Source organism: Paenibacillus sp. VT-400, from assembly GCF_001029205.1.
Taxonomy (GTDB): Bacteria; Bacillota; Bacilli; order Paenibacillales; family Paenibacillaceae; genus Paenibacillus; species Paenibacillus amylolyticus.
The window spans coordinates 3,533,908-3,557,486 of record NZ_LELF01000067.1 but is presented as its reverse complement, the minus strand read 5'-3'; the positions used below and the strand labels follow the sequence as shown (position 1 = coordinate 3,557,486).

Sequence of the window (23,579 nt, the reverse complement as noted above, 5' to 3'; positions counted from 1 at the left end):
TGGCTGGTTTTAATGATAATAAGCGAATCAGACAACGGAAAATGCTTTCACTTAAGAGTAGGAGATCAAATTAAAATTACTTTAACATGGAACCCATCTACAGGATATATTTGGATGGAAGAGTTCTTTCCCGAGTTAAAGAATGTAGTTATCCTTGAATCAGAGCATAGTTCTAGTGATCAAAAAATAAGTGGGGGATCAAGTATCCGAACACTAACCTATACTGCAATGGTAATTGGTAAACGAAAGTTGAAATTTAATTACCAAAGACCGTGGGACTATGAGGCTGTAAAAAACTTTGAAATTACTGTAAATGTTAATTAGGAGTATTTTTCCTAACGCTGTTTTTATGACTGTTATTAGAATGAAAAAAAGCTTAACGGCAGTTCATTCGACTTACGGATTGACAAGTTAGCATTGTGTGAAAATATGTTTCCACAAGATAATACTGATAAAACTGGTCGGCAGATATGCCGGCCTTTTTCTTGGTTTGAAAGTTAAGAGAAACTTTTTCAATATGGGGAGGATCATTGTGGCTACAGAAGCATCAGCAGAACCACCCACAGCAGGAGTTTATGGAGAAATATGGTTTTCTTTATGTCACCGCATCCCAGAATACTATAGAAAAGGACGCAAGTGGTTCAGTGGTTGATAGGCATTAATTAAATTTCTCTGTTTGCCCAAAATAATCTACTAATAGGGAGGTAATTCTTCTTAGTTTTTTGGCTCTAAGGATCAGATGAAATCTAATTTTTCTGAATGGAAATTTGTAATTAAAACAGTTATTTGCTCATATATATTACCAATACAAAAGGAGCTGAAGAAAATGAGTAACTTTTCGATACCGCCATAATTACTAAATAATTTCTACAAACTTGGAAATCACGAACAGCATCCCTGGAAAAAACTACCTTGGGATGGGATTTATAACAAGGTACTTTTTGCTGATCCAGTAAGTGGAGCTACAATTGAATTAGCAAAGGTTGAAAAAGGAGCAACCTTTCCTGAACACTACCATCCTACTGTTCAGACGATTTTTTTTCATAAAGGAAGACTAAGAACCGGAGCTGGTGATATATATGAGCCTGGTACATTTAATGTAATACCAGCAGGGCAAAAACACGGCCCATTTTAAGCAGAAGAAGAGTCAATACAATTCAAATTTTTTTCCGCAATACCACTATATATCTTACCTGATGGAAAAACATACATTTATCAGATAGATGGTACTGTGATTCCAGCAGGAACTCTTGACAATCAGTTTTTCACAGCAACTAATTTTATTTCCTCATACAAGAATGATCCGCTCGAATAATTAGGGGTTGTCTTCAAACTCAAACAAGCCAGATCATAATGGAATCCAATATCAAAAAAGCCTTGGATGTACATGCCAATTTATCATAACGATTCGCTTGGCGAACAGGCGATTCTTCTTGCTCGGGATGACAAGAATCGCCAGTTGCCTTTTTAATTGATCCCGAATGACATTCCTGTCATAAGATCGGTTCCGATAAAACATGTTTCTTGGAGGGCTCGAAGCAAGTCGTACCTTTAAGACGTCATGGGATTGCCGACACGTCAGTTCTAAGCGAAGAGGGGGTCTCGATGCCCACTGACCTGCCATGAATTTTGATGCTGAGTCCTAACGGGTCTTTCAATCATTTGCATGGCTGCCCCTCTTAAGGATTGATCTGATATCTCCTTAAAAAGAGGATGAGAGTATGAGTGACGAAACGTCCGTGATCCTTTTTTTACAGAACATCAAAAATCATACATATCAGAGATAAAATCGTTCCTTCATGGATCGGTTTTTTTATTGGGGCGATTGCAGTGATCGCATTAGAAGACGGAAGAGAAATTCGTCCTAGAAAGCACTGAGAAATGTAAAGATTGTGTATGGGGCAGATGGGATGGAGTGAAGAAATTCTGTAGTAGACCCATTTGTACTAAAAATAGTTGATTGTCACATATTGTATCATTTTGGAAATCCGGTTATTATAGTTCGGGGAGTTGAGAGATATGAACAATAAAAACAAAGTTCAGAATCCACTTACAATAATAGCTATATTTGCCGGCATAGCTGAATTGGCTGGTACAACAGTTCTGCTTGGCCTTCCGTTAGAAATTCAAAAGGTATTTGTGTGGTTCGTCATGTTGTTTCCTATTGGACTGGTAGCAGCTTTCTTTTTAGTTTTGTTATTTAAGCACAAGGTTCTTTATGCTCCAAGTGATTTTGTAAACGAGAATAATTTTATGAATCTACTTCAAAACAAAAAAGTTCAACATGATATCGTTGAAGTGGTTGAACTGTTGGAACAAACAAAAGAGAACAATAAAGCAAATGAACAACTTAAACAAGACCTCAATGAGGCTTTGCTTAAACTTGAAAGTGTACAACAAAACAATGAAGTGAATTCTGAACATTTCAATTACTTAATGAAAATTCCTTTTTATGACGAATCTGAACAAGAAAAATCCAAGAAAAAATATTTAAGTATAAAAAAGAGAATTTTTGATATAGTAGCAATCAGTGGCGCTGAAGGGATCACTAAAAAGGAAATCGCTAATAAACTAGGAGTGAATTTGTTCTTTCTAACACCCTACTTAGATGATCTTTTAAAAAAAGAAGGAGTAATTTATGTGAGTGAACAAGGAAGGTTCTATATGAAATAAATAAGACAGCCATTGTGGTGCTTTTTCTTTTGCTTTCATATGGCTAAATGTGAGGCGTTTTAACCCTGATCTAGTGAGAACGTATGTTTATTTTCTTGATGAGATTAAACAACACTCAATTCCGTACATAGAATTTAATCGGGTTGTTGGATATGCTGACAATAATTTAATAAGAGGTTTCAGCGTACTGTGAGACGAATTAATTGAACTCTTTTTGACATCTTTCGATTTAAGGAGTTAAATCTACCAACCAGAGATTACTGAAGCAGAGTATGAGCAGGAAATACTTCATTTAGAAACTCTTAAAAATCTTGATACAAAACGTTTGGCCAAATAAATATCCCGTGGATATTTTGGTTGCAGCGCATATTAAAAAGAGATCGAAGTGCTCATTGGAAGAACGACTAGATTATAAGAACATTGTGATGCCTATGTGTAAGTTCGGCTGTAATGATCTTTTTGAAAGGGCTATACTACGGTTTCTAATGGGAAGATACAGAAAAATCCTAGTAGGTCTTATACACAACATCCGACAAAGAAAGTCGATCAAATTGCTAATAAGGATTGTGTACACTGGAAGAAAATACTCGGGTTTATTTTGATTGGCACCGAAGTGTAAGTGCCAGATACTTGTGAAGAAAAGAGGGCTATGACATAGGGGAGGAGCTAGAAGATGTTAAACAGACAACTTGAAGATGATTATATTGAAAAATATTATAGTTTTAAAGAAAGACACAAAGACAGAACTCTTGACGAATTAAAAATTTTAAAAACTAAAACTGAAACAAAGGAGAGTGGTAACTCAGTTCTACCATTAATGGTAGGTATACTGTCAGCTGGCTTGATCGTTTCTTTGGGTTCAGCCATTTATAAAAGTGGTTATCAATCATTTTTAGAGTCACATGATATAAAAAAATTTATACAAGGCGTTGGGCCAACAATTCTAATAGTTTTACTAGGTATCTTAGTGCTGTACTCGTTATTAGGATATATAATTTCTAAATCAACTAACGAAAAGTTATTCTTCGCTCGAATAATCGAAGATAGAGAGCTTGAATTGGAAAATGGAAAGAAGATTATTGAAAATAGACAACAACAACTAAAAAGACGAATTCGGAAAACTACCATTTAGGTAGTTTTTTTGTTGGGGATGGTGATGAATCTAAATGGCTAGCGAAATAAAGAAATTGGTATTGTAACAGGAGGGAGGTACAAATATGTTCATCAGAAGATCATTCCGGCTATGGCCATCAGTTCGAAGGGAACAGCTCGACGCATACAGATGAGATCTTTCCTTTTGTTCAGTTTCCCGGGACACTGAAATACATGAAGCAGGCTGAATTCGAATCTGAATACACTGTAGTGAAATAGGGGCTGTGACGGGTGACTGTCATGGTCCTTCTTTGTTGGGGGTGATGATGAATATATGAGGATACTAATTAAATCCGTAGTAACAGGGGCTTGTGCTGGTGAAGCAGTTCTAAACGAGTACTGTTGTAATGATATGATTGATATCGTACCTGTTGACCCTGCGACAATTATTTCAGGAGAGAATAGGGAACAAATCGTCTTGTCCCTTGGCAATACACTAAGAATCACATTCTAGTGTTGGCGAAAAATAGTTTGGCTAGTATAAGAGGATCGACGCCGACAATCATTTATAAAAGTTCGATCTTATGGCTAATGATCCTTACGGACGAACACCTATAAAAATTTGAAAGATGCATTCATTAATAAGGTACTATTTTGGATTTTCTTCCAGTATGAAAGGACATGGCCTCGGGTATGTAAAACTCAAGCCGAACCACTTTGATGGTTAAGGCACTATTACATCCGTCCGATTCAAAAGATAATCTTTACTGGTCTGATGATAGTCAGCCAACCTAATCATTATAGCCGTTGAAATGTCCCACTCGCCTCATTCATAGTTGCTATATATGAGACTATAGCAAGATAAGCTTCATTTGGTGTTTGAGGCATGGTTTAACTTTAATTTCGACTCAATAAAAAACTAGCGGATTTCCCGCTAAATTCCCATCTCACCTTATCCTATGAGTTAAAATCTTCCTGAGGTGAACCTACCATGAAGGATAACATGTCAAACCTGATCGAAGATTTGTTTCACGGAAACCTGCGGTTGGACGAGTCGATTCATCCTGAGCACTCCGAATATCAGGAGATCAATCGTCAAATATCAGACCTCATGAAGGGTTACAAAACACAGCTTACCGAGAATCAATACGATGCCTTGGAGCAACTGATAGACTTGATCGGACAATCCACGTCCATGTATGTGGAAGCGGCATTCGAACAAGGTTTTCGCACAGGCGGTAGACTCATCATTGAGGTTTTAGGCAAAACGTGAGTGTGAGTATCTTTCAACCTAGAAGAAAGTAAACAATACACAGCAATTCAAAAATCCCCTCCTCCATTACCACCGATCAGGCTGGCATGGGGGAGGGGATCTTGCTTTTAAATTATTCTTTTATCTTAGTACTTACCACTTACCGCGCACCAATATTCTTACCCGATGGCGTACCCGAGCCGATCAGATCACTACCACCTGCAAGCTTCAGGAAATTGCCCAATACAGGTGTTCCGTCCGCGCTACGTGTTACCGAAGGCACGAGGGAGACAAAGTCGGCTGCGCTGGCGAGCAGGCCTTTGGCGTTCTCGCTTTTTTTGTTCTTCCACCAGACGTTAGTGCTGCTGACGTCGGTTCCGCTTGTTTTGTCACTGGCGCCGCCTTGGAAGGACAGGTTGTTGGTGAAGATGTGGGTGCCTACATCAAAGGCAAAGTTGCTTTGCCCATTGTTCCAGGAGGTGTTATTTTTCATCTGGATCGAACCGGGATTGCTGTTGTAAGTGAAGCCGTGCTTTTTATTATTAAACGCAATGCTGTTCTCCACAATATGATTCACTGCAATCTTCTCACCGCCCAGCTTGAAGCCGTTGCCATCACTGTTAGAGGTAGAAGTACCGTCTGCGGTTGCCCCGTTCGCGTAGGCGATGCTGTTGCGGATCGTAACCGCGCCGATGGCGCCTGTGTCCGTTTTGCTATAGAGATCCCAGCCATCGTCCACATTATACGCGGCGATACAGCCGTCGAAAAGGTTGCCGGGGCCAACAGTCAGTTTTGCGGCAAAGCCGTCCGCATCTTCTCCATTATCCGGGTCGTAGTTGTCATGGGAGTAAGAGCGAATGACTTCGTTATAGGCAGGCCACTCACTCTTCGCTGCGGTGGAAGCATAACGTCCCATTTGAATACCTGTATCCCGGTTGTGATGAGCTTCGATCTGCTCCAGACGGTTATAGCTACCCCCGATGAAAATTCCGTTGTCGCCCGCACCCTTAACCTCAAGTCCTTTGACGAGCCAGTAGTCTCCAAACATTTGCAGTCCACGATTGGTGGAAGCGAAGGTTTGAGCTGAGAAATCAAAGACCGGTTTTTCCGATCCATACGCCACCAGGTTTTTACGTTGTCCGGATGTACCGCTATTGCCACGCTCAATGGTAATGGTTTCGGAGAAACTGTAAGTTCCGCCTCGTAGATAGATGGTTTTGCCTGGGGCGATCTGGGTCAATGCGTTAGCGAGTGACGTAGGGCTGTTCAGTGTTCCCGGATTGCTGGCTGAGCCGCCAGGAGACACATACAGATCACCCGCAGCAAGTGCGATATTCGAAGTCGCCACCGATTCAGAGGGATTTTGCAAGCTGCTCTCGATCAGTTCTGCTGCACCAACCGATCCACCACCAATTAATAATAGAGGGAACGCGGCGCTCAGACAGATATGGGCCATTTTGGATTTGAGGGAGCGTTCCTTCAGAGAACGTGCAGATCGTGCAGATACATGAGTGGATGTGGATGGGAATAATTTCATTACGTAAACCTCCTTGGTTAATTGGGAATAGAATGAAGAGCATGTGGTAGCCGTGTAGCAGACCGTTACCTATGAGATAGATCATGCCGGCTGGTTAGGTGTAATCTCTAGGACACAGCTTTATGGTAAATGTTGTAAGCGTTATCATCAATAATCATCTGATCAGATGGAGGTACATGCAGGCAGGTCAGGCCTGCAAGCTTCCACTGCCTGTAATATCACGTGAATTATGTAATCTTTCCATTGGGTGATAGCTCTCATTTAACGAAGAATCATCTGAAATGAACGTAGAGAAGTACGCTTTTCCATCCTCAGAGTACCAGTTTTACTTATGATCCACTCCTATGAACTTCATTCAACCTAAAATAAATAGAAGCCTACATCCTGAAGTGAAGATTATACTCAAACTAGTCATGAAAAAGCCCTGATAGCAGCTGCAACGGGCAACTTGACGATCAGGGCTATGTTTAATTCAGAACGGAATTTGCTTACTCAAAATACTCAAATGTACTAACAGTGTCAGACTTATCAGTCTAAACGCTGTCCAGCTATTTTAATATCCGTCCGTCTCACGACTGCGTTTCTCTGCTTGCTCGACACTGGGTTCATGTTTCGGTTGGACCGTTGCGCTATCATCGGTTGGTACAGAGGCCAACCCTTCAGAGACGCGCCGACCGTAATCCGCATCCGCTTGGGTGAAGTAAGAGATCATACGCTCCCGGATATCCGGTTTGCATTGTGCCAACGCGCCGACCATGTTGCTGATTAGCTCATCCCGCTCCCAATCCTCGAATGCCCGGTACGTATCACCCGCTTGTCCAAAGTCATTGGTGCGCTCAATCTTCTCGCGGACAAGTCGACCTTCCACCAGTGGTTCATGTTCCTTGCCACGTGGGGGTGCTTCTTTTAACCCACCGAGCGATGAAGGCTCATAGTTCACATGCGGATTTTGACCCGGCGCACGATCCACTTGATACTGCATCTGTCCTCCGCTCTGATTCGTGGCTACCCGATTTTTCGGTGCATTCACAGGTAGTTGCAGATAGTTCGCACCCACCCGGTGACGCTGGGTATCCGAATAGGAGAAGGTCCGTCCTTGCAGCAGTTTGTCATCTGAGAAATCCAGCCCGTCTACCAATACACCTGTGCCAAACGCTGCTTGCTCCACTTCATTGAAATAATCCTCGGGATTACGATTCAGTGTCATTTTGCCCACAGGTAGAAAAGGAAACTGCTCCTGCGGCCACAACTTGGTCGGGTCCAGCGGGTCGAAATCCAACTCTGGATGCTCGCCGTCATCCATCACTTGAACGCACAGCTCCCATTCGGGATAGTCCCCTTTTTCAATAGCGTGATACAGATCCAATGTCGCATGGTTGAAGTTCTGCCCCTGAATCTCGCTCGCGTCTTTTTGCAGCAGGTTGCGTATCCCTTGATTGAGCGGTTCCCAGTGGTATTTGATGAGTACGCCCGTGCCTTCCTGATTGACCCATTTATATGTATTAACGCCCGAGCCTTGCATCTGCCGATAATTCGCTGGAATGCCCCATGGAGAGAAGAGGAATGTCACCATATGGGTAGCTTCAGGACTTAGTGATACAAAATCGAAAAACCGCTCCATATCCTGTGCATTGGTCAACGGGTCTGGCTTGAAGGCATGTACCATATCCGGGAATTTAAGCGGGTCGCGAATGAAAAAGATTTTCAGATTGTTACCCACCAGATCCCAGTTGCCATCTTCGGTATAGAATTTTACAGCAAATCCGCGTGGGTCCCGCAGTGTCTCCGGTGAATGTCCGCCATGTATAACGGTAGAGAAGCGAACGAAAACGGGCGTTTGTTTACCTTTTTCCTGAAACAGACGTGCACGTGTGTACTTCGATACTGGTTCGCTCCCGGCCGTTCCATATGCTTCAAATATGCCATGAGCGCCAGCGCCGCGGGCATGGACCACACGTTCCGGAATACGTTCACGGTCGAAGTGAGTAATCTTTTCGAGAAAATGATAGTTCTCCAGCGTAGTCGGTCCCCGGCTACCAACGGTTCGTACATTCTGATTGTCCGTAATGGGATGCCCTTGTCGATCCGTTAATGTCTCAGCTGATTTGTCTGAGGAATGCTCTGGTTGTGAAGACTGATGATTCATGGAGTGGAGCACCGCCTTTCCTTAAAGTGGATTCCTGTATATATTTTCCCTGAAAATTGGTTCTATACATTAAACCTCGCAAATAATCTCGTAAAAAAAGCTTGTCACCCGCTTCATCGCGTGAGATAATTAACTTTTGCCCTGCGGCCTTTTTTGAACGGAAAAATGAAAGAGGACCGCGTCTAAGAATGGAGGCTGACCTAGGATTGTCTACACAACGTTATCCTTTTGCATATGATCCGGCTGAACCTTTTGTATCCCGTCTCGGGGAATGGGTTGCCGATGTTTTTTACGATATTTTGCCAGAGTTCGGCTTCGAGGTACGGGATGAACAGATTTTTATGGCGTACCAGCTCGAACGGGCCTATGGAGATAAAAAGACCATTATGGCGGAGGCCGGTGTCGGAACAGGCAAGACGTTAGTCTATCTGCTCTACGCGGTCTGTTATGCACGTTATACGGGCAAACCGGCAGTGATTGCTTGTGCCGATGAGTCCTTAATTGAACAGCTTGTGAAGCCCGGCGGAGATATTGCGAAGCTGGCTGCACATCTGGACTTGGAAGTGGACGCACGTCTGGGCAAATCACCGGACCAATACGTCTGTCTGAACAAACTAAGTGCGATGCGATTTGCGGATGAGGATGCGCCTGTTATTGAAGAAGTGCATGAGAGCCTGCCGGATTTTGTGAATACGCCGGGTACACTTCAGGCTTTCCATCCGTATGGTGACCGTAAACAGTATCCACATCTGAATGATCGTCAGTGGAACAAAATCAACTGGGACCCGTTCCAGGATTGTTTTGTTTGTCCTAAAAGACAACGCTGCGGCCTGACGCTGTCGCGTGACCATTACCGTCGTTCCAAAGACATCATCATCTGTTCCCATGATTATTACATGGAGCATGTGTGGACCTATGATGCGCGCAAACGCGAGGGCCAACTGCCACTCCTGCCTGATCACAGTTCAGTTGTATTTGATGAAGGACACTTGTTGGAAGAAGCAGCCCTGAACGCACTGAGCTACAAGCTGAAACACCGCATTTTCGAGGAACTCGTCACTCGCCTGTTAGAAGGAGAGATTCGTGAATCCCTCGCGGAGTGTGTGGATGAAGCGATTGAGAGCAGTGAGCGACTGTTTGCGTTGCTGGATACGTATACGGTCGCGATCCCTGGTTCGGAACGGAAAGAAGTTCGGGTAGAGCCGCCACTGCTACGTGAGATTGAACGTCTGACGAGTGTGCTGGATGCAATCGGCGAAGAATTGGTATTTGAGAGCGGATTGTTCTCGCTGGATGGTTACCAGATGCGTGTCGTGGAAGAACATCTCGATATGATTCAGTCTGCGCTTGCCTTGTTCCGCAAGGAAGATGGTTACATCTGTTGGGCGGAAGAGAGCGAGGATGAGACGACCTTATCGATCATGCCGCGCACCGTGAAGGAAATGCTGAACGAGCGTGTGTTCAACACAGGTATTCCAATCGTGTTCTCCTCTGCCACGTTATCTGTGGACAGTTCATTCCGTTATGTGGCGGACAGCCTGGGCATTGATGATTTTGTATCATTCTCGGTGGCTTCTCCGTATGATTATGCGGACAAAATGAAGATGAAAATTACCGATGAAGCTGTGCCGGGGCACCCGGAGAACGAAAATCGCATGCGTGATGCGGTGTCGTTACTTCAGGAGAGTGGAGGACGTGCGCTGGTTCTGTTCCGTACGATGGAAGAGCTACGCGCGTTCAAGCAGGACATCGTTCATGTACCTGAAGCAGAAGGTTTGCGCTTTATGTACGAGGGCGACCGAGAGATCAGTGATCTGATCGCGGCGTTCCAGCAGGATGAGGAAAGTGTGCTGTGCTCCGTTAATCTGTGGGAAGGACTGGACGTTCCAGGTCCGTCATTATCCAATGTCATGATCTGGTCGCTTCCGTATCCACCACAGGACCCTGTCTTCAATGCAAAACGCAGTGCGTCGGCAGCACCATACGAAGAGATCGATCTTCCGTATATGCTCTTGCGTGTGAAGCAAGGTCTCGGACGTCTGATTCGGACAAGCACGGATTCCGGTTCTGCGGTCATTCTCGATGAATCGCTGTATACCAAAAAGGAAGCCAAAGACCGCATTGCGGCCCTGCTTCCTGAAGGTGTGGAATGGACAACCCTGACACACTAACCAGCTTACGTTAAATGTTCTTGCTTTATTTTTGATGATAAGGTTTCTTGCCAAAATAAGTTCTTGTTCTCTGCGGATTCACCATCCGTATGTGAGCAAGAGCTTATTTTTTTATTTTGATGATTCCTTCAATGTACTTCTCTTCTCTTTTTTTCGAGGGATTTTCCCTCGCTCCTCGCTACCAATCGCTCCAACATTCTACCGAACCTACCGCACCTTATTAGGGTGATAATGAAGTGATGTAAATTCTAGCGAATCTCAGTAACGTTATCCCGTCGAAAATGGCGTTTCAACCTGGAAATCGACCGAATTGGGGAAATAACGTCGCTGTGATTCGTTACACGTCAGACCTGCGCAAATAGGAGCGAATAGCGTGTGTCAGGTTCATTAGAACCAATGACCAATGAGAGCTAATAAGGGAGGCCTCTGTCATGCTCATGACTTATGGGATATGGAAGCCCCTTTTTGATGTGTACAGATTTATGCTGTGTTAAAAAATACCCATGCTCAGATACCGTTCCCCGGTATCCGGCGCAATGCAGAGCACCCGGTGCCCCGGCCCCAGTTCCTTCGCGATGCAAAGGGAGGCCCACACCGAAGCGCCAGAGGAAGGGCCGAGCAACAGCCCTTCCCGGGCAGCAAGCTGCCGCATCGTATCCAGTGCGTCCTCATCGGACACCTGGATGATGGCATCCCACACGTCGGTATTCAGGATGTCCGGAATGAACCCCGGACTTGTACCGACGAGCTTGTGTGGTCCGGGCTCGCCACCGGATAACACCGGAGAACCTTTGGGCTCCACCGCATAGATGCGGATATCGGGCAACTGCTTGCGCAGTTCCTCCCCGGTGCCGGTAATGGTTCCGCCAGTTCCCGCCGTAGCGATGAAGGCATCCAGCTTGCCTTCCATCTGCTGCATAATCTCGGGAGCTGTCGTAATCCGGTGAATGTCCGGGTTCGCCTGATTCTCGAACTGCTGCGGAATGAAACTTCCCGGAATGTCTGCCTGAAGTTCTTTTGCTTTGCGAATCGCACCTGGCATCCGCTCCGCGGCAGGGGTGAGCACCACATCTGCGCCGTAGGCTTTCAGAATGTTGATGCGCTCCTTGGACATATTGTCCGGCATGATCAGAATGGCTTTATATCCTTTGGCGGCGGCATTCATCGCAAGACCAATCCCGGTATTGCCGCTCGTCGGTTCGATAATGGTAGCACCAGGGAGCAAGTGTCCCGCAAGTTCAGCCTGAACGATCAGGTTGTAGGCGGCACGGTCTTTGACGCTGCCACTGGGGTTGAAGTATTCCAGTTTCACGTATACGTCAGCGGAGTTGCTGCCTGTGAGTCTGTTCAGTTTAACGGCAGGTGTCTGGCCGATCAGTTCTGTTACATCTGCGGCAATGCCTGTATGTGCGGGTGTTTGTTTAATCGAATGTGTATTCAAATCCATGAAGTACAACTCCTTGATTGATAAGACGTTGAGAGTATATCCGGTTGAAACTATATCATGCCTTATTGGAATGGTTGGATATCTCTATTCCATCTTAATGAACGTAACCTTCCGTGGTCAACTTGTTTTGCTGGGAATGGGTTCTATATTGTCAGAGTTGTATCAAGTCTGCGCCAAGTCCATCTGCAGATGCCGACTGAGTTCTTTTTTGACTTCATTACGTGCGAATGTCCACAGCATATAGAACCGTTGCCAATACCCTCTGCACATATACAGAGTTTCGATTCCCTCGGCTTCCCGTTTCTCTTCCAGTACTTTGACACCGCGTGTTCTCATCTGTTTACGAAGGGCCAACATCTCCTTGAGCACATTGTTTTGAATGCGGGTCAGCGACAGAATGTAGACTTCGGGCATCTTCAGTAGCAACGTATCCAGTGTGTGAATATCTCGTTCAAGTACATCCAGCAATAGCGTGCGCACAACCAGACCTTTAATCAGACGATGGTCTTCATCCGCAGGGGATGGGGCGGAAGTTGAGGATGTCATATGTTCACTTCCTTAACCTTTAATTGGAATTTTATATTTACAGAACATGTGTTCCTATATTATAATCAATATATGTAATGGAGATACACAATACAACCGAGAAATATTGGAAGCACACATTACCGCATTTTCCTAAAGGTACAGATAGTGAGTGAGGCTAGGGATTTAGGGACAAGCCTGCTCCAAAATAAGGTATAATTTATGGGTTTTGCAGGAAACCTAAGGCCATAAACCAAATAAACCTTATGCAATGCAGTCTGCTACAGAAGTAATTACAAGCAATGAATTACTGCAATGAATTGCTATTACGATTATGATCATGATTTAAGGATGTCTTGCCTTAACACAATGGCACCAGGTCAACGAGTAGAAGTAGCTTTATTTTAGCGAAAATGAGCAACAAAAAAGCCCCTGCCTTGGGCGGCGGGGCCTATGGAATACTGCCGATTCAGCGGCAGGTTTGATGATGTGTTCAGAAATTAAGCAAGATATTGAGGCTTTTCGTAGAACGCCTCTTTTTCAAGGATGACCTTATAAGGTCTTTCCTTGCCCTTCAGGGAGGGCCCAATGGTTGTTAGCGGTACGGCCGGCTTGTGGAAACGATCTTCTTCCTTGGGTTCCGGAACCGGTCGTGATGATTCGGGCGCAGAACTGAGGCGTACCTTTTTTTCGCTGCCCCAGCGCTTGCTTATTTTTTTCGTTTCCGGTTTCATTCCGGTTCGCCTCCTAACAAATCGTTGATGGCGTTGAACAGTTGACGATTCTGTAGGTCAATCTGCTGAAATACCGCCTCATCCGCTTCAATATGTCCAATAATGTGAACGGTGATTACATACCTCTTGGCTACAGGATAGCATAGCAGATACTCTTTCTCAAGGTAATCATCATACAGGTTGATCTTGATTTTATTCTCCCGGTAAGAATCAATCACCAGGATGCGCTTGGGATCATCCGGTTGTTTGTCGTCGTTAGCGGACAAGTCATACTTTCTCCCCGGTTCTCCAACATTACCACATAATTGCTCGATGTAACCACTGTCATCTGTACGGTATATGGCTGTGCCACGTACAGCGAATGGAGGATGAGAGACAAAGGCAGTACGCAGGGCATCGCTCATTCGCTCCAGCATCTTGGCATCTGCTTTGCGGGTACGCAGCAATTCCCTAAAGAACCGCAGCAACTTAAGCAGTTGTAACCTTGCTTCTCCCTCAGTGCGTTTATGCTTCTCAATGATGTTCTCCAATTCTGGATCACTCCAGCGTCCTTGTTCCTCAATACTGTCTGCGATTTTGGAACATGCCACGGACACGGCTGGTGCCCACTTTCCGTCAGAACGGATTTCATATACGAGTGGATTTAACCCCAGCAGATCTGTGGGCATACGCAATCCTTCGACCTTGGTTGTGTCCTTGATGTCTGTAATATCCTCAGGAAGAATGAAAAAAATACGTTTTCGTCCCAGACGACCCATAAACAGACCCATTTCCAGCATTGTATTATCCCGGACTGACGCGTAGTACTTCCCGCGAATTTTGGATATATCATCCGGATGAAAAATAAAAATGGCAAAGTCAGTCGTACGGACCTCTACTTCCAGATCGTCCATGGTATAGCTACTTGGATTAAAAACCCCGGAATACCAAGGGGTAACTTCGGCTGAAAAACGTAAGTTTTCGTGTACTGCGGCTGCAATCGGCTTCGCTTCCAGCGAGCAGCCAATAAAGACTCTTGGCTTTAACGTTTTCATCAATCCGCCTCGCTTAAACGGTAGTGGGATTCAATTGTTATATTATACCATAAACAGCAGAGTAAGTCTGGAAACGTCTGAACTGCACAAAGAATAAGCCGATTACGTTTGCTATAGTGTATGTGTGAAAGGAAAATGATTCCTTTAAAAAGCGCAAGAAAATAAAAAAAGGCCCCAATTTGTCACAGTTGGGTGACTGACAGTTATTTTTGGAAGCTTTGGTCATAGAATAAAGGAGCAGGTTGCACCATTAGCAAGCATTGCTTATCCTGGTGTTGCCGTATGACTGCTGGAGCAGTCCAAAGGCTGCTTTATGCCTGTTTTTGAGGGGTCTACTGTTTAGACCCGGTCACGTTGGTGTTATATAATAGAAGAACAAGCAAGTTAGCTTTGGTGTTTAAACTGAATGAACTTGCAACTGCTGTAAGTTGGATTTACAATTTACACAGGAACGAAGAGTGCAGAACCCATCTGTAGAAGCGAAGCGTTCGTCTGAAAGCTTTTTGAATGAAAGCAGATTCGGAAGCATAAGCTATCACCGGATTTTCCCCAGAGGGAAAATGGAATTCCAAAAATCCGGGGATAACCGCGATCAAAAGAGGGTACTGTAATCCAAGTGTAAGTGTACAATTAAATGTTCAAGCTTACGCATTGTAGTTATTTTTCAGTTTAACTGAGCACAGCTAACCACAACAGAACAGAAAGGATCAGGATACCATGAGTTCCCGAAGGACAATCTCCCCAAGGACGATCTGGAAACGTTACGATCTCTCATACACATAGCGCCCCTTGTAGAGTACACCAACCGGTTTCAAAAAAACGGCTGACTCTGCGAAAGAGGGGATTGGAATGAATATTCGAAGGACGTACACGATGATTTCTTCCAGGCTTACCTTTTGCAGGGTACGGTCGGTCTAAAAAACCAACCTACAAACTGCGAGGGAACCTGAATGAAGAGAACATCGTTAACCTTACAACACGTTAAAACAGAGGCGATCAAATTCGCCATTATGCTACTCGGTACATTTATTTTAGCTTTTGCTTATTATCACATTAACTTTCAGAATCATTTATCGGAGGGCGGATTTGTTGGTCTGGCCCTGCTCGGAAAATACGCAACAGGCTTATCACCTGCTATCGGTATGTTGTTACTGGACATTCCGGTCATGATCCTGGCTTGGTTCCTTAAAGGCTGGAAATTCATGATTCAGGCATTGCTTGGCGTCGGTGCATTTTCCCTATTCTATGACGGCTTTGAACGATACTCCACACTGGTATTGTCGTTTAACGGAAATCTGTGGATTCCGGCAGTTCTATCCGGTATTTTGACAGGGGTAGGCGCTGGGATCGTGCTTCGATTCGGTGGAGCGACAGGTGGAGACGATATTCTCGCCGTGCTGGTTAGCCGCTGGAAGGGATGGAAGCTGGGAACAGTTTTCTTTGTCAGCGATGCTTTTGTATTGGGATTGTCGCTTTTCTTTCTTCCGGTAAAAGAAACTTTATATACGATTCTGGCCGTATGGATTGCCAGCAAAGTCATCACGTACGTCGTTAGTGTTCCGGCTCGCGGAACCGTGGTTACAACTTCGGCTGTGAAATTGCCGATACCATCGGCTGCAGCCAAGGCAGTTAACGCTGCTGCTATATCACAACGGACTACGGTGGCTAGAGGGGTATCCAATTAACCATACGTTTCAGAACAACCATAACCTGTATGCATCATATTCAGGTCTTGATAGTTAAAGTTCATACAAAATCCCTTTTGACTGCTCTTCAGCAGCAAAAGGGATTTTGTTGTTTTTGCTCATGCAATGATTTTATATTCGCTGAACTGTGGATGACAGCTCACTGTGAAAACAGCCATTTTCCGATGTCATCCGATTCATTCAGGACTTGATCGAAGAAGCAATCTGACCATCCTGATTATGGATAATCGCTCGAATATTTTGTTTGCTACTCAGTTCTTTGGCCTTATCTACAGCTTCTGCCTTAGTATCAAATGTGGACAGATAGGTAGACTTTCCTTCTTCCTTGATCGCCCAGCCGGAGTCAGTAGGCACGACATGGATGTTGTCATGACTTTTGGACGAAGAGACGGGCTCGGAATGACGACGATCTGTGGAAGACGACTTTTTAGGGTTGGAATTATCGGAAGAAGATGTGGAGTCCGATTTCGAACTTTCTGGTGCGGGATGATTCTCATTCCATTCTTCCGCCTTAGCTGTCGCTATGGCAATCGAGCGTCCTTCCTCATACCCGTCATCGAGCAGAGCATTGGCAATCTCAATTGCTTTATGTCTGACACGTGGTTCCAGATTCTTCATGGATACCGGATAATCCTGTTTGTTCCAAGGCATATAAAACCCTCCTGTACAATAATGGATTAGTTGTATATTACCCTCTGAGGGGAGGGATAAACGATGAACATCCGAGGTCGTAAGTGCATTTACCGATGATCTATATAAATTGAAATAAACATTTACACGAAACGGAGAGGACAGAAAAAACCTGAAGAAACGAAGTGTTCGCCTTTATCCCCGGATTTACCCCTTTATAAAAGGAATCAAAAAATCTGGGGATAACAGCGATCGGAAGGTTGTTCTGTCATCGGAGTGTCCCAGTGTAAACATTCTTTAGTTCAACTTATATAAAAGGATCTCGTTCCTATACTTTTGCAAGCCAGAGGAGTATAATGCTGTCCATGAAAGAAATAAGTTCAATAACAGGAATATAAAGGAGTACATACATATGTTTAGTCTTAGTCTGGCAATCCCTATGCTGTTCACCATGCTGATTCATGCCGCAGACAGCTTGTCATACGCGCTCCGCCTTGGTGGACTACGCACCCGCAGAATCGCGTTGGCCATTTCATTGGCAGGTATCTTGTTGTTGGTTTCTCGAACCTCGAATATGGCCCAGGGTCCGATGGTAGGTAATCTAGTGGATACTGCAACACGTGGAACCAATCCACACTTTGCGGCGCAGCTGCACTGGTTAATGGGTGCGGCAACAATTGGAACGGCATTAGCCATATTGTGTTTTCCAACTATGGTGAAGCTCTCATCAAGAATGGTTGTACATTTTGAAGCAGCCGGTTCCATCCCTGCGATGGTTCGCGGTATGCTGAAGCGAAGCAAGATTAGAAATGCAACGTATTACATCACCCCGCCATCCTGGAAGATGGCCAAACGATTGGTACAACATGGGATGCCAAGACGGTTAATGCTACTTAATGTAGCGGTAACCGCAATCTATACCACAGGTGTCCTGTCCAGCTTATACGCAGCGTACCTTTACCCAGGGCAGGCTGTAGCTGCATCCCAATCAACCGGGTTAATTAACGGAATAGCGACTATTTTGTTAACCATCCTGATTGATCCGCGGATTTCCCTGCTCAGTGATAAATCATTACGTGGCGAGATCCGTTTGGATCGCATGAATCAGATTTATGGTTGCATGCTCGTATCCCGTTTATTCGGTACTCTGTTGGCACAGTTGTTATTAATTCCATTTGCGTATTGGATCGGTTGGATCGTAAGTATGATGTGACGACTTCTTTCCTGAATTGTAGTCAGGCACTCTCTTGTACATCCTTTTGAAACAGCAAATGAGAGGGTGCCTGAGCAAATTGAATTGACGGGGTATTTGTGCTGTGATACTATTAGACCGAATAGTCGGTTTAATTTATGGAGGTTTTTCCAATCGAAGTTAAACGAAGAAAAGATATTACCCAGATAAAGAAAGACATTGCACGTAATACCAAGGAACTGTTTGCCCAAAAGGGATATAGTGCAACTTCCATGGAAGACATATGTACGATTAACAATCGGAGTAAAGGCAGCATCTATTATCATTTCAAAAGCAAAGAAGAGTTATTCATGTATCTAATCAAGCTTAACAATGAAGATTGGATGGATGCTTGGCTGGACAAAGAATCCGGGTATAAGACTGCCATAGACAAATTGTACGGACTTGCTGACCATTACGTAGATGATTTGGCTAACCCGCTGAATCACGCCATTAACGAGTTTGTCTCGGGTCAGGTCGTCAGTCAGGAGATGCTTGATGAGATGCTTTCCCTGATCCGAATTCCGTATGCGACATACGAGTCCATTATTACTAAAGGGATGGAAGATGGGGAGTTAAAACCGGATGACCCACAGGATGTAATGCACATTATCTACGGTCTGTTTAGCGGATTGACTACACTCTATTATGAGAAGGACCTGACGGATATTCGTCGTATTTACCACAAAGGCATGGCCGGTCTGCTGGCAGGCATTCAACAACGTTAACCATGAAAAGCTGATGAAACGTCAGTTTTTCTTTTTAAATATTAATAAACCGGACAGTCGGTTTAAAAGAGGAGATGGAGAATGAACACATTGTTCAGAAATAAAGCTTTTTTAATCGTGACAGGGTCTGATCTGCTACAAAATCTGGCGATATGGATCCGGAATATGGCGATCCTCTATTATGTAATGGATCGAACTCAAGGAAGTCCAATAGCCGTCTCGCTGATTACCGTACTTGAATATGCCCCGATTTTTGTTTTCTCCATCATAGGCGGTGCACTTGCTGATCGCTGGAATCCCAAACGTACGATGATACTGGGGGATATTCTGAGTGCGTTGTCTATTGTCATGATAATTGGCGTTTTATCTTCCGGGTATTGGCAGATTCTATACGTAGCCACATTTGTATCCTCTATCGTTAGCCAGTTTTCTCAACCATCCTCTCTAAAGATTGTGAGGCGAAATGTAAAGGGAGAACATTTGCAGTCTGCAATTGCTATTACACAGAGTGGTCAATCGTTGTTTTTAATTCTCGGACCAATCGTCGGAACGTTTATATACACTGCAATGGGAATTCAGGCATCCATGTACGCATTACTCACTTTATTCCTCATCTCTGCGCTTCTACTCACATTGCTGCCTAAAGACGCCACTCAACGGGAAACAAATACCTCATTATTAGCGGATATCAAAGAGGGCTGGCAATATGTTGCTCGATCTCGCTCGTTAAAAATGCTTAGTCTGGTATTCATCTGTATAGGGCTTTCAGCGGGTCTCATCAGTCCACTTGGAATATTTCTGATCACTGAACGTCTGGGACTTGAAGCAACGTCGTTACAGTTTTTGTCTGGTGCGTCCGGAATAGGTTTATTGATTGGAGGAGGTATTGCGGCTGCTGTAAGTGCTAAGCTGAACCAGACCTTAACTCTGCTTGTAGGTGTGCTGTGTCTGGCTGTAGCCACGATGGGGGAAGTGTTATCCAGTTGGTTCTGGCTGACCCTTTTGATCAGCTTCTTAAGCTCAATCAGTATGGCATTCATCAACGTCATCATCTCCACGTACTTGGTCACTCGGATAGATGAGCATTTGATCGGGAGAGTGAATGGCACCATCACACCTTTATTCATAGGAAGTATGCTTCTTGGATCTTCCATGGCAGGTGTACTGATGAACAGCACATCCATTTTTATCGTCTACGCAATTTCGGTTACCGTGATGATCCTGGGTATTGTTCCAGCGATGCGAATTCAATTTCGTAATGATCAGAGGGCTTCTGCCAGCCAATTAAATTCGGAAATCTCTTCGAGCCAAACCTAATCAATGCATTCTCATGCAACAATAGTTCGTCTATTAAAACAAGAATGTACAACAAAAAAGCAGCGGGATCATCCCACTGCTCTTTTTGTATTTGTATTATAACTTATTGGAAAAGGACGGCGTACTCACCGTATCCTTCTTTTTGCAAGTCTTCTTTGGGTACAAAACGAAGTGCCGCAGAGTTGATGCAATAACGCATTCCACCTGCTTCGGCAGGACCATCGTTGAACAGGTGACCCAGATGGGAATCGCCCTCACGACTTCTCACTTCGGTACGAATCATGAAGTGGCTGAGATCAGTTTTTTCCTTCACGTTGTGGTCACGCAATGGACGTGTGAAGCTCGGCCAGCCACAGCCGGAGTCGTATTTGTCGGTAGAACTGAACAATGGCTCGCCAGATACGATGTCCACATAGATACCATCACCGTGGTGATCCCAGAATTCGTTATGGAATGCAGGCTCGGTCGCGCTGTTCTGCGTAACTTCATATTGAAGCGGCGTCAAACGCTCTTTCAGCCCGTCTTTATCCACGTTACCGGTCCAGTTGCGTTCGATGAAATCTACACGTCCAGAACCTTTGCTGTAGCGTTTGTAATGGGCAGGGTTCTTCCGGTGATAATTTTGGTGATGTTCTTCCGCTTCATAGAACGGTTTGGCTGGCAAAATCGGAGTGAAGATTGGTTTATCAAAACGTCCACTTTGTCCCAGCTCCGCTTTGGAAGCTTCCGCAATCTGGCGCTGTTCTTCGCTGTGATAGAAGATGGCCGTCTGATAGGAAGATCCACGGTCATGGAATTGCCCGCCTGTATCCGTAGGATCAATCTGCTGCCAGAACAGTTCAACCAGTTTCTTATAAGGGAAGATGGCAGGGTCAAACGTAATTTGCACAGCCTCTACATGTCCTGTTGTCTCCGAGCAGACCTCTTCATATGTTGGATTCTCGGTATGTCCTCCTGTATAACCCGATACGATCTTATGAATACCGGGCAGTTCTTCAAAGGGGGATACCATACACCAGAAGCATCCGCCTGCAAAAGTTGCTAACTCACTTGAATGTTGTTCCATGCTATAGTCACTCCATTTCTGATGAAGATTTAGCGCTCGTATTCGAGCTCCAGCAATCTACCGTTTTATTAAAACTTGTTACACAAGCATTAGGCTTGCTCTTCTATTATATCCTGAATTGGCAAGCCAACCAAGCCGGAATGAAAACAAGCTGAATCTGAACGGTTTGCGAATTCTGAATTCAGGCTTTGTTGCGTGACCGAAAGCGAAATAAGAGCAATACAATGGCCATGAACACCAGATATCCGGCAAGGATGGCCAGGCTCAGCCAGATGGAGGTTTCAGCCTGTGCACCTGCATAGGCAAAAACAAAAATCGCTGGCAATTTGCCAATGGCCGTGGCAACCATGAAGACCCAGAATGGCGTGTACGTTATACCTGCGTAAATATTAACGGCCATCTGAGGCACGATCGGCAACAGTCGCATCGACATGACACCCATGAACGGATGTGCTTCCATCCATGTGGTAAAACGGTTCAGACCCCGAATGCGTTCGAGGTACGATCTCGCCTGATGTCTGAAGATGGTTCTTGCTCCGCCATACACGAGCATGGCTGCAAGTGTGGTGCCAAGCCAGCATATCCAGGCTGCCGTGGTGGTACCGTAACTGTAACCAAACGCGATAATAACAAACTTATAAGGAATGACAGGCACAAGAGCAAACAATGTTGCCATGGCGAGTAACAGCGGTATGGACTGATGAAGATCGGTCCAGGCCAGCAGTTCATATCTGTAAATAAACGTGACTCCTGCAAGTAAAACATATAACAGAAGCCATAACCATTTTCGCAAAATCCCAAACGCTCCTTTCAGATCAGGCAGGTCTGGTCGTGTCCCGATCTGTACTGCTGTTCCTCCTAAGTTTACCACGTTCGCCCATTGTCTGAACAATTCGTGCGAAGTGTGCTGCAATCACTGGCAAGTTGCTGTCCGAAGGGTTACACTATAGGACGTGGAAATATAGAACCGAACTGAAGGTGGAATGATCATCATGGAAACAACCAAACGTAAACGAGTTGCAATTATCGGCCTCGGCGATATTGCACGTAAAGTATATTTGCCGCTGTTAACAGTTCATCCGAACGTGGAGATTGTAGGCATTATGAACCGATCTCCGGAGCCGGTCAAAGCCGTTCAGGAGGCGTATCGATTAGAACGGGGAACAACGGATCTGAAAGAACTGTTGTCCTGGGACTTGGATGCGGTGTTTGTACATACAGCAACGGAAGCGCACTTTGACATTGTCATGCAATGTCTGGAACAGGGATTAGCCGTGTACGTAGACAAACCGTTATCCTATACGATTCGGGAGTCGGAAGAGATGACTGCTTTTGCCGAGGCACAAGGGCTGCTACTCGCAGTAGGCTTCAACCGTAGATTCGCACCGATGTACCAAAAAGCGAAAGAATGGATGCAGGGTGGAAAAGGTTTTGAATCCTTGACAGTGACCAAACATCGTACAGGCATTCAGGATCGTCCTGCGGCAGAAACCATCTATGATGATCTCATCCATATGCTGGATCTGATGTTGTGGTACTCGGATCATAATGTGGAGTTGCTTCATCAATGGATTCGGAAGAATGATCTGGACAGACTGCTGCACGCAACCGGAACGGCCAAGCTGGGCAGAACAGCCTACGGTCGATTCGATATGGTGCGTGAAGCTGGGGCAGATCTGGAGAAGATCGAATTGCATGGTGGTGGACGATCTGTTGAAGTGGTGAACATGGACACGATCAGCTGCATGGAACAGGGGAGTCTGGAAACCAAAGAAACGTTCGGGAGCTGGGACACCGTGTTAACACGCAGAGGTTTTAGCGGAGCAGTTGATAATTTCCTGGCTTGTCTGGACTCACCTGATGATTGCCTGATCAGTGCAAGTCATGTCATGGACAGTCATGAACTGGCGGAACAATTGATTCGCAAATAATTGCAGAATACACATACGGAGGAATACAAGTCATGGATGAATATGAAAAGGAACGTAATAAACAGATCGAGGAAGCTGTTGTAGAAACCTATAAACAGGAAGAAGAGATGATGATCCTCGTATTTGCCCAGTGGTGTGTCAATAATGGTTTGGACCCGGAAGAGATGTACCGGCAAGCCTACCCGAATCAGCAGAGCAACGAGCGTTTGCAGCAGGTGCAGAAGCTGATTGTATCCAAGGAGGAAGCCGGTGAAATCCCGGATGATACGGTACTTGGCGTGTTGTCCATGTTTGGAAATGAAGATCTGGCGATGGTTGTATCCGAGGCCATAGCCGCGCGCAAATAAGTTCAACTTACG

At 44.9% G+C, this 23,579-nt stretch carries 20 protein-coding genes and 1 pseudogene; 12 read left to right on the top strand and 9 right to left on the bottom strand.

Features of this window, described 5'->3' with window-relative positions:
• The first annotated feature begins 12 nt into the window (after positions 1–12).
• From EL84_RS33170 to EL84_RS26340, 5 genes and pseudogenes are all read left to right on the top strand, one after another.
• Positions 13–324 (top strand): protease inhibitor I42 family protein, encoded by a 312-nt coding sequence (locus EL84_RS33170; RefSeq protein ID WP_082219136.1) that lies wholly within the window; start codon positions 13–15, stop codon positions 322–324.
• A 571-nt stretch (positions 325–895) separates the two neighbouring features.
• Positions 896–1,135, top strand: a pseudogene (locus EL84_RS33165) (cupin domain-containing protein); the annotation flags it as partial.
• Positions 1,136–2,019: 884 nt separating this feature from the next.
• On the top strand, positions 2,020–2,673 hold the full coding sequence (locus EL84_RS31895; RefSeq protein ID WP_152683076.1) for a hypothetical protein: 654 nt from the start codon (positions 2,020–2,022) through the stop codon (positions 2,671–2,673).
• Between the two features lie 673 nt (positions 2,674–3,346).
• The gene (locus tag EL84_RS26345; protein ID WP_047843652.1) at positions 3,347–3,805 is read left to right on the top strand and encodes a hypothetical protein; all 459 of its coding nucleotides are present in this window, start codon (positions 3,347–3,349) and stop codon (positions 3,803–3,805) included.
• Between the two features lie 951 nt (positions 3,806–4,756).
• The gene (locus tag EL84_RS26340; RefSeq protein WP_053061616.1) at positions 4,757–5,038 is read left to right on the top strand and encodes a DUF6809 family protein; all 282 of its coding nucleotides are present in this window, start codon (positions 4,757–4,759) and stop codon (positions 5,036–5,038) included.
• 139 nt (positions 5,039–5,177) lie between these two features.
• Here EL84_RS26340 and EL84_RS26335 read toward each other — a convergent pair whose 3' ends face one another.
• Together EL84_RS26335 and EL84_RS26330 are read right to left on the bottom strand one after the other, a co-directional pair.
• Entirely contained in the window at positions 5,178–6,554 is a 1,377-nt protein-coding gene (locus EL84_RS26335; RefSeq protein WP_047843651.1) for a right-handed parallel beta-helix repeat-containing protein, read from the bottom strand.
• A gap of 553 nt (positions 6,555–7,107) precedes the next feature.
• Positions 7,108–8,700: a catalase gene (locus tag EL84_RS26330; RefSeq protein WP_047843650.1), complete on the bottom strand. Its 1,593-nt coding sequence runs from the start codon at positions 8,698–8,700 to the stop codon at positions 7,108–7,110.
• Positions 8,701–8,906: 206 nt separating this feature from the next.
• Between EL84_RS26330 and EL84_RS26325 the strand changes: the two genes are divergently transcribed.
• On the top strand, positions 8,907–10,871 hold the full coding sequence (locus EL84_RS26325; protein WP_235431593.1) for an ATP-dependent DNA helicase: 1,965 nt from the start codon (positions 8,907–8,909) through the stop codon (positions 10,869–10,871).
• Between the two features lie 490 nt (positions 10,872–11,361).
• On the opposite strand, the gene cysK is transcribed toward EL84_RS26325, so the two are convergent.
• From cysK to EL84_RS26305, 4 genes are all read right to left on the bottom strand, one after another.
• A complete protein-coding gene (cysK, locus tag EL84_RS26320; protein WP_047843648.1) occupies positions 11,362–12,318 on the bottom strand; it encodes a cysteine synthase A in 957 nt (318 codons plus the stop codon).
• A 162-nt stretch (positions 12,319–12,480) separates the two neighbouring features.
• On the bottom strand, positions 12,481–12,864 hold the full coding sequence (locus tag EL84_RS26315) for a hypothetical protein (RefSeq protein WP_036674948.1): 384 nt from the start codon (positions 12,862–12,864) through the stop codon (positions 12,481–12,483).
• Between the two features lie 479 nt (positions 12,865–13,343).
• On the bottom strand, positions 13,344–13,577 hold the full coding sequence (locus tag EL84_RS26310; protein WP_017687536.1) for a hypothetical protein: 234 nt from the start codon (positions 13,575–13,577) through the stop codon (positions 13,344–13,346).
• The gene (locus EL84_RS26305; RefSeq protein WP_051447360.1) at positions 13,574–14,611 is read right to left on the bottom strand and encodes a nucleotide-binding protein; all 1,038 of its coding nucleotides are present in this window, start codon (positions 14,609–14,611) and stop codon (positions 13,574–13,576) included. Before EL84_RS26305 ends, EL84_RS26310 begins: the two co-directional genes overlap by 4 nt.
• Before the next feature lie 950 nt (positions 14,612–15,561).
• On the opposite strand from EL84_RS26305, the gene EL84_RS26300 reads away from it, so the two are divergent.
• Positions 15,562–16,296: a YitT family protein gene (locus EL84_RS26300; RefSeq protein WP_047843647.1), complete on the top strand. Its 735-nt coding sequence runs from the start codon at positions 15,562–15,564 to the stop codon at positions 16,294–16,296.
• 201 nt (positions 16,297–16,497) lie between these two features.
• Here the strand turns inward: EL84_RS26300 and EL84_RS26295 are convergent, their stop codons facing one another.
• Complete coding sequence (locus EL84_RS26295; RefSeq protein ID WP_047843646.1) at positions 16,498–16,968, bottom strand: DUF2188 domain-containing protein; 471 nt, start codon at positions 16,966–16,968, stop codon at positions 16,498–16,500.
• A gap of 391 nt (positions 16,969–17,359) precedes the next feature.
• On the opposite strand from EL84_RS26295, the gene EL84_RS26290 reads away from it, so the two are divergent.
• From EL84_RS26290 to EL84_RS26280, 3 genes are all read left to right on the top strand, one after another.
• Positions 17,360–18,160: a lipid II flippase Amj family protein gene (locus EL84_RS26290; RefSeq protein WP_036614460.1), complete on the top strand. Its 801-nt coding sequence runs from the start codon at positions 17,360–17,362 to the stop codon at positions 18,158–18,160.
• Positions 18,161–18,297: 137 nt separating this feature from the next.
• On the top strand, positions 18,298–18,906 hold the full coding sequence (locus EL84_RS26285; RefSeq protein WP_047843645.1) for a TetR/AcrR family transcriptional regulator: 609 nt from the start codon (positions 18,298–18,300) through the stop codon (positions 18,904–18,906).
• 81 nt (positions 18,907–18,987) lie between these two features.
• Positions 18,988–20,223: an MFS transporter gene (locus tag EL84_RS26280; protein ID WP_047843644.1), complete on the top strand. Its 1,236-nt coding sequence runs from the start codon at positions 18,988–18,990 to the stop codon at positions 20,221–20,223.
• A 103-nt stretch (positions 20,224–20,326) separates the two neighbouring features.
• On the opposite strand, the gene msrA is transcribed toward EL84_RS26280, so the two are convergent.
• Entirely contained in the window at positions 20,327–21,289 is a 963-nt protein-coding gene (gene msrA / locus EL84_RS26275; RefSeq protein ID WP_036614455.1) for a peptide-methionine (S)-S-oxide reductase MsrA, read from the bottom strand.
• Between the two features lie 181 nt (positions 21,290–21,470).
• The gene (locus tag EL84_RS26270) at positions 21,471–22,082 is read right to left on the bottom strand and encodes a TVP38/TMEM64 family protein (protein WP_047843643.1); all 612 of its coding nucleotides are present in this window, start codon (positions 22,080–22,082) and stop codon (positions 21,471–21,473) included.
• Between the two features lie 199 nt (positions 22,083–22,281).
• On the opposite strand from EL84_RS26270, the gene EL84_RS26265 reads away from it, so the two are divergent.
• Both EL84_RS26265 and EL84_RS26260 read left to right on the top strand, forming a co-directional pair.
• Positions 22,282–23,220 (top strand): Gfo/Idh/MocA family protein, encoded by a 939-nt coding sequence (locus tag EL84_RS26265; protein ID WP_047843642.1) that lies wholly within the window; start codon positions 22,282–22,284, stop codon positions 23,218–23,220.
• A 32-nt stretch (positions 23,221–23,252) separates the two neighbouring features.
• Positions 23,253–23,567, top strand: a complete 315-nt coding sequence (locus EL84_RS26260) for a hypothetical protein (protein ID WP_036614451.1) — start codon at positions 23,253–23,255, stop codon at positions 23,565–23,567.
• Positions 23,568–23,579 lie beyond the last annotated feature (12 nt).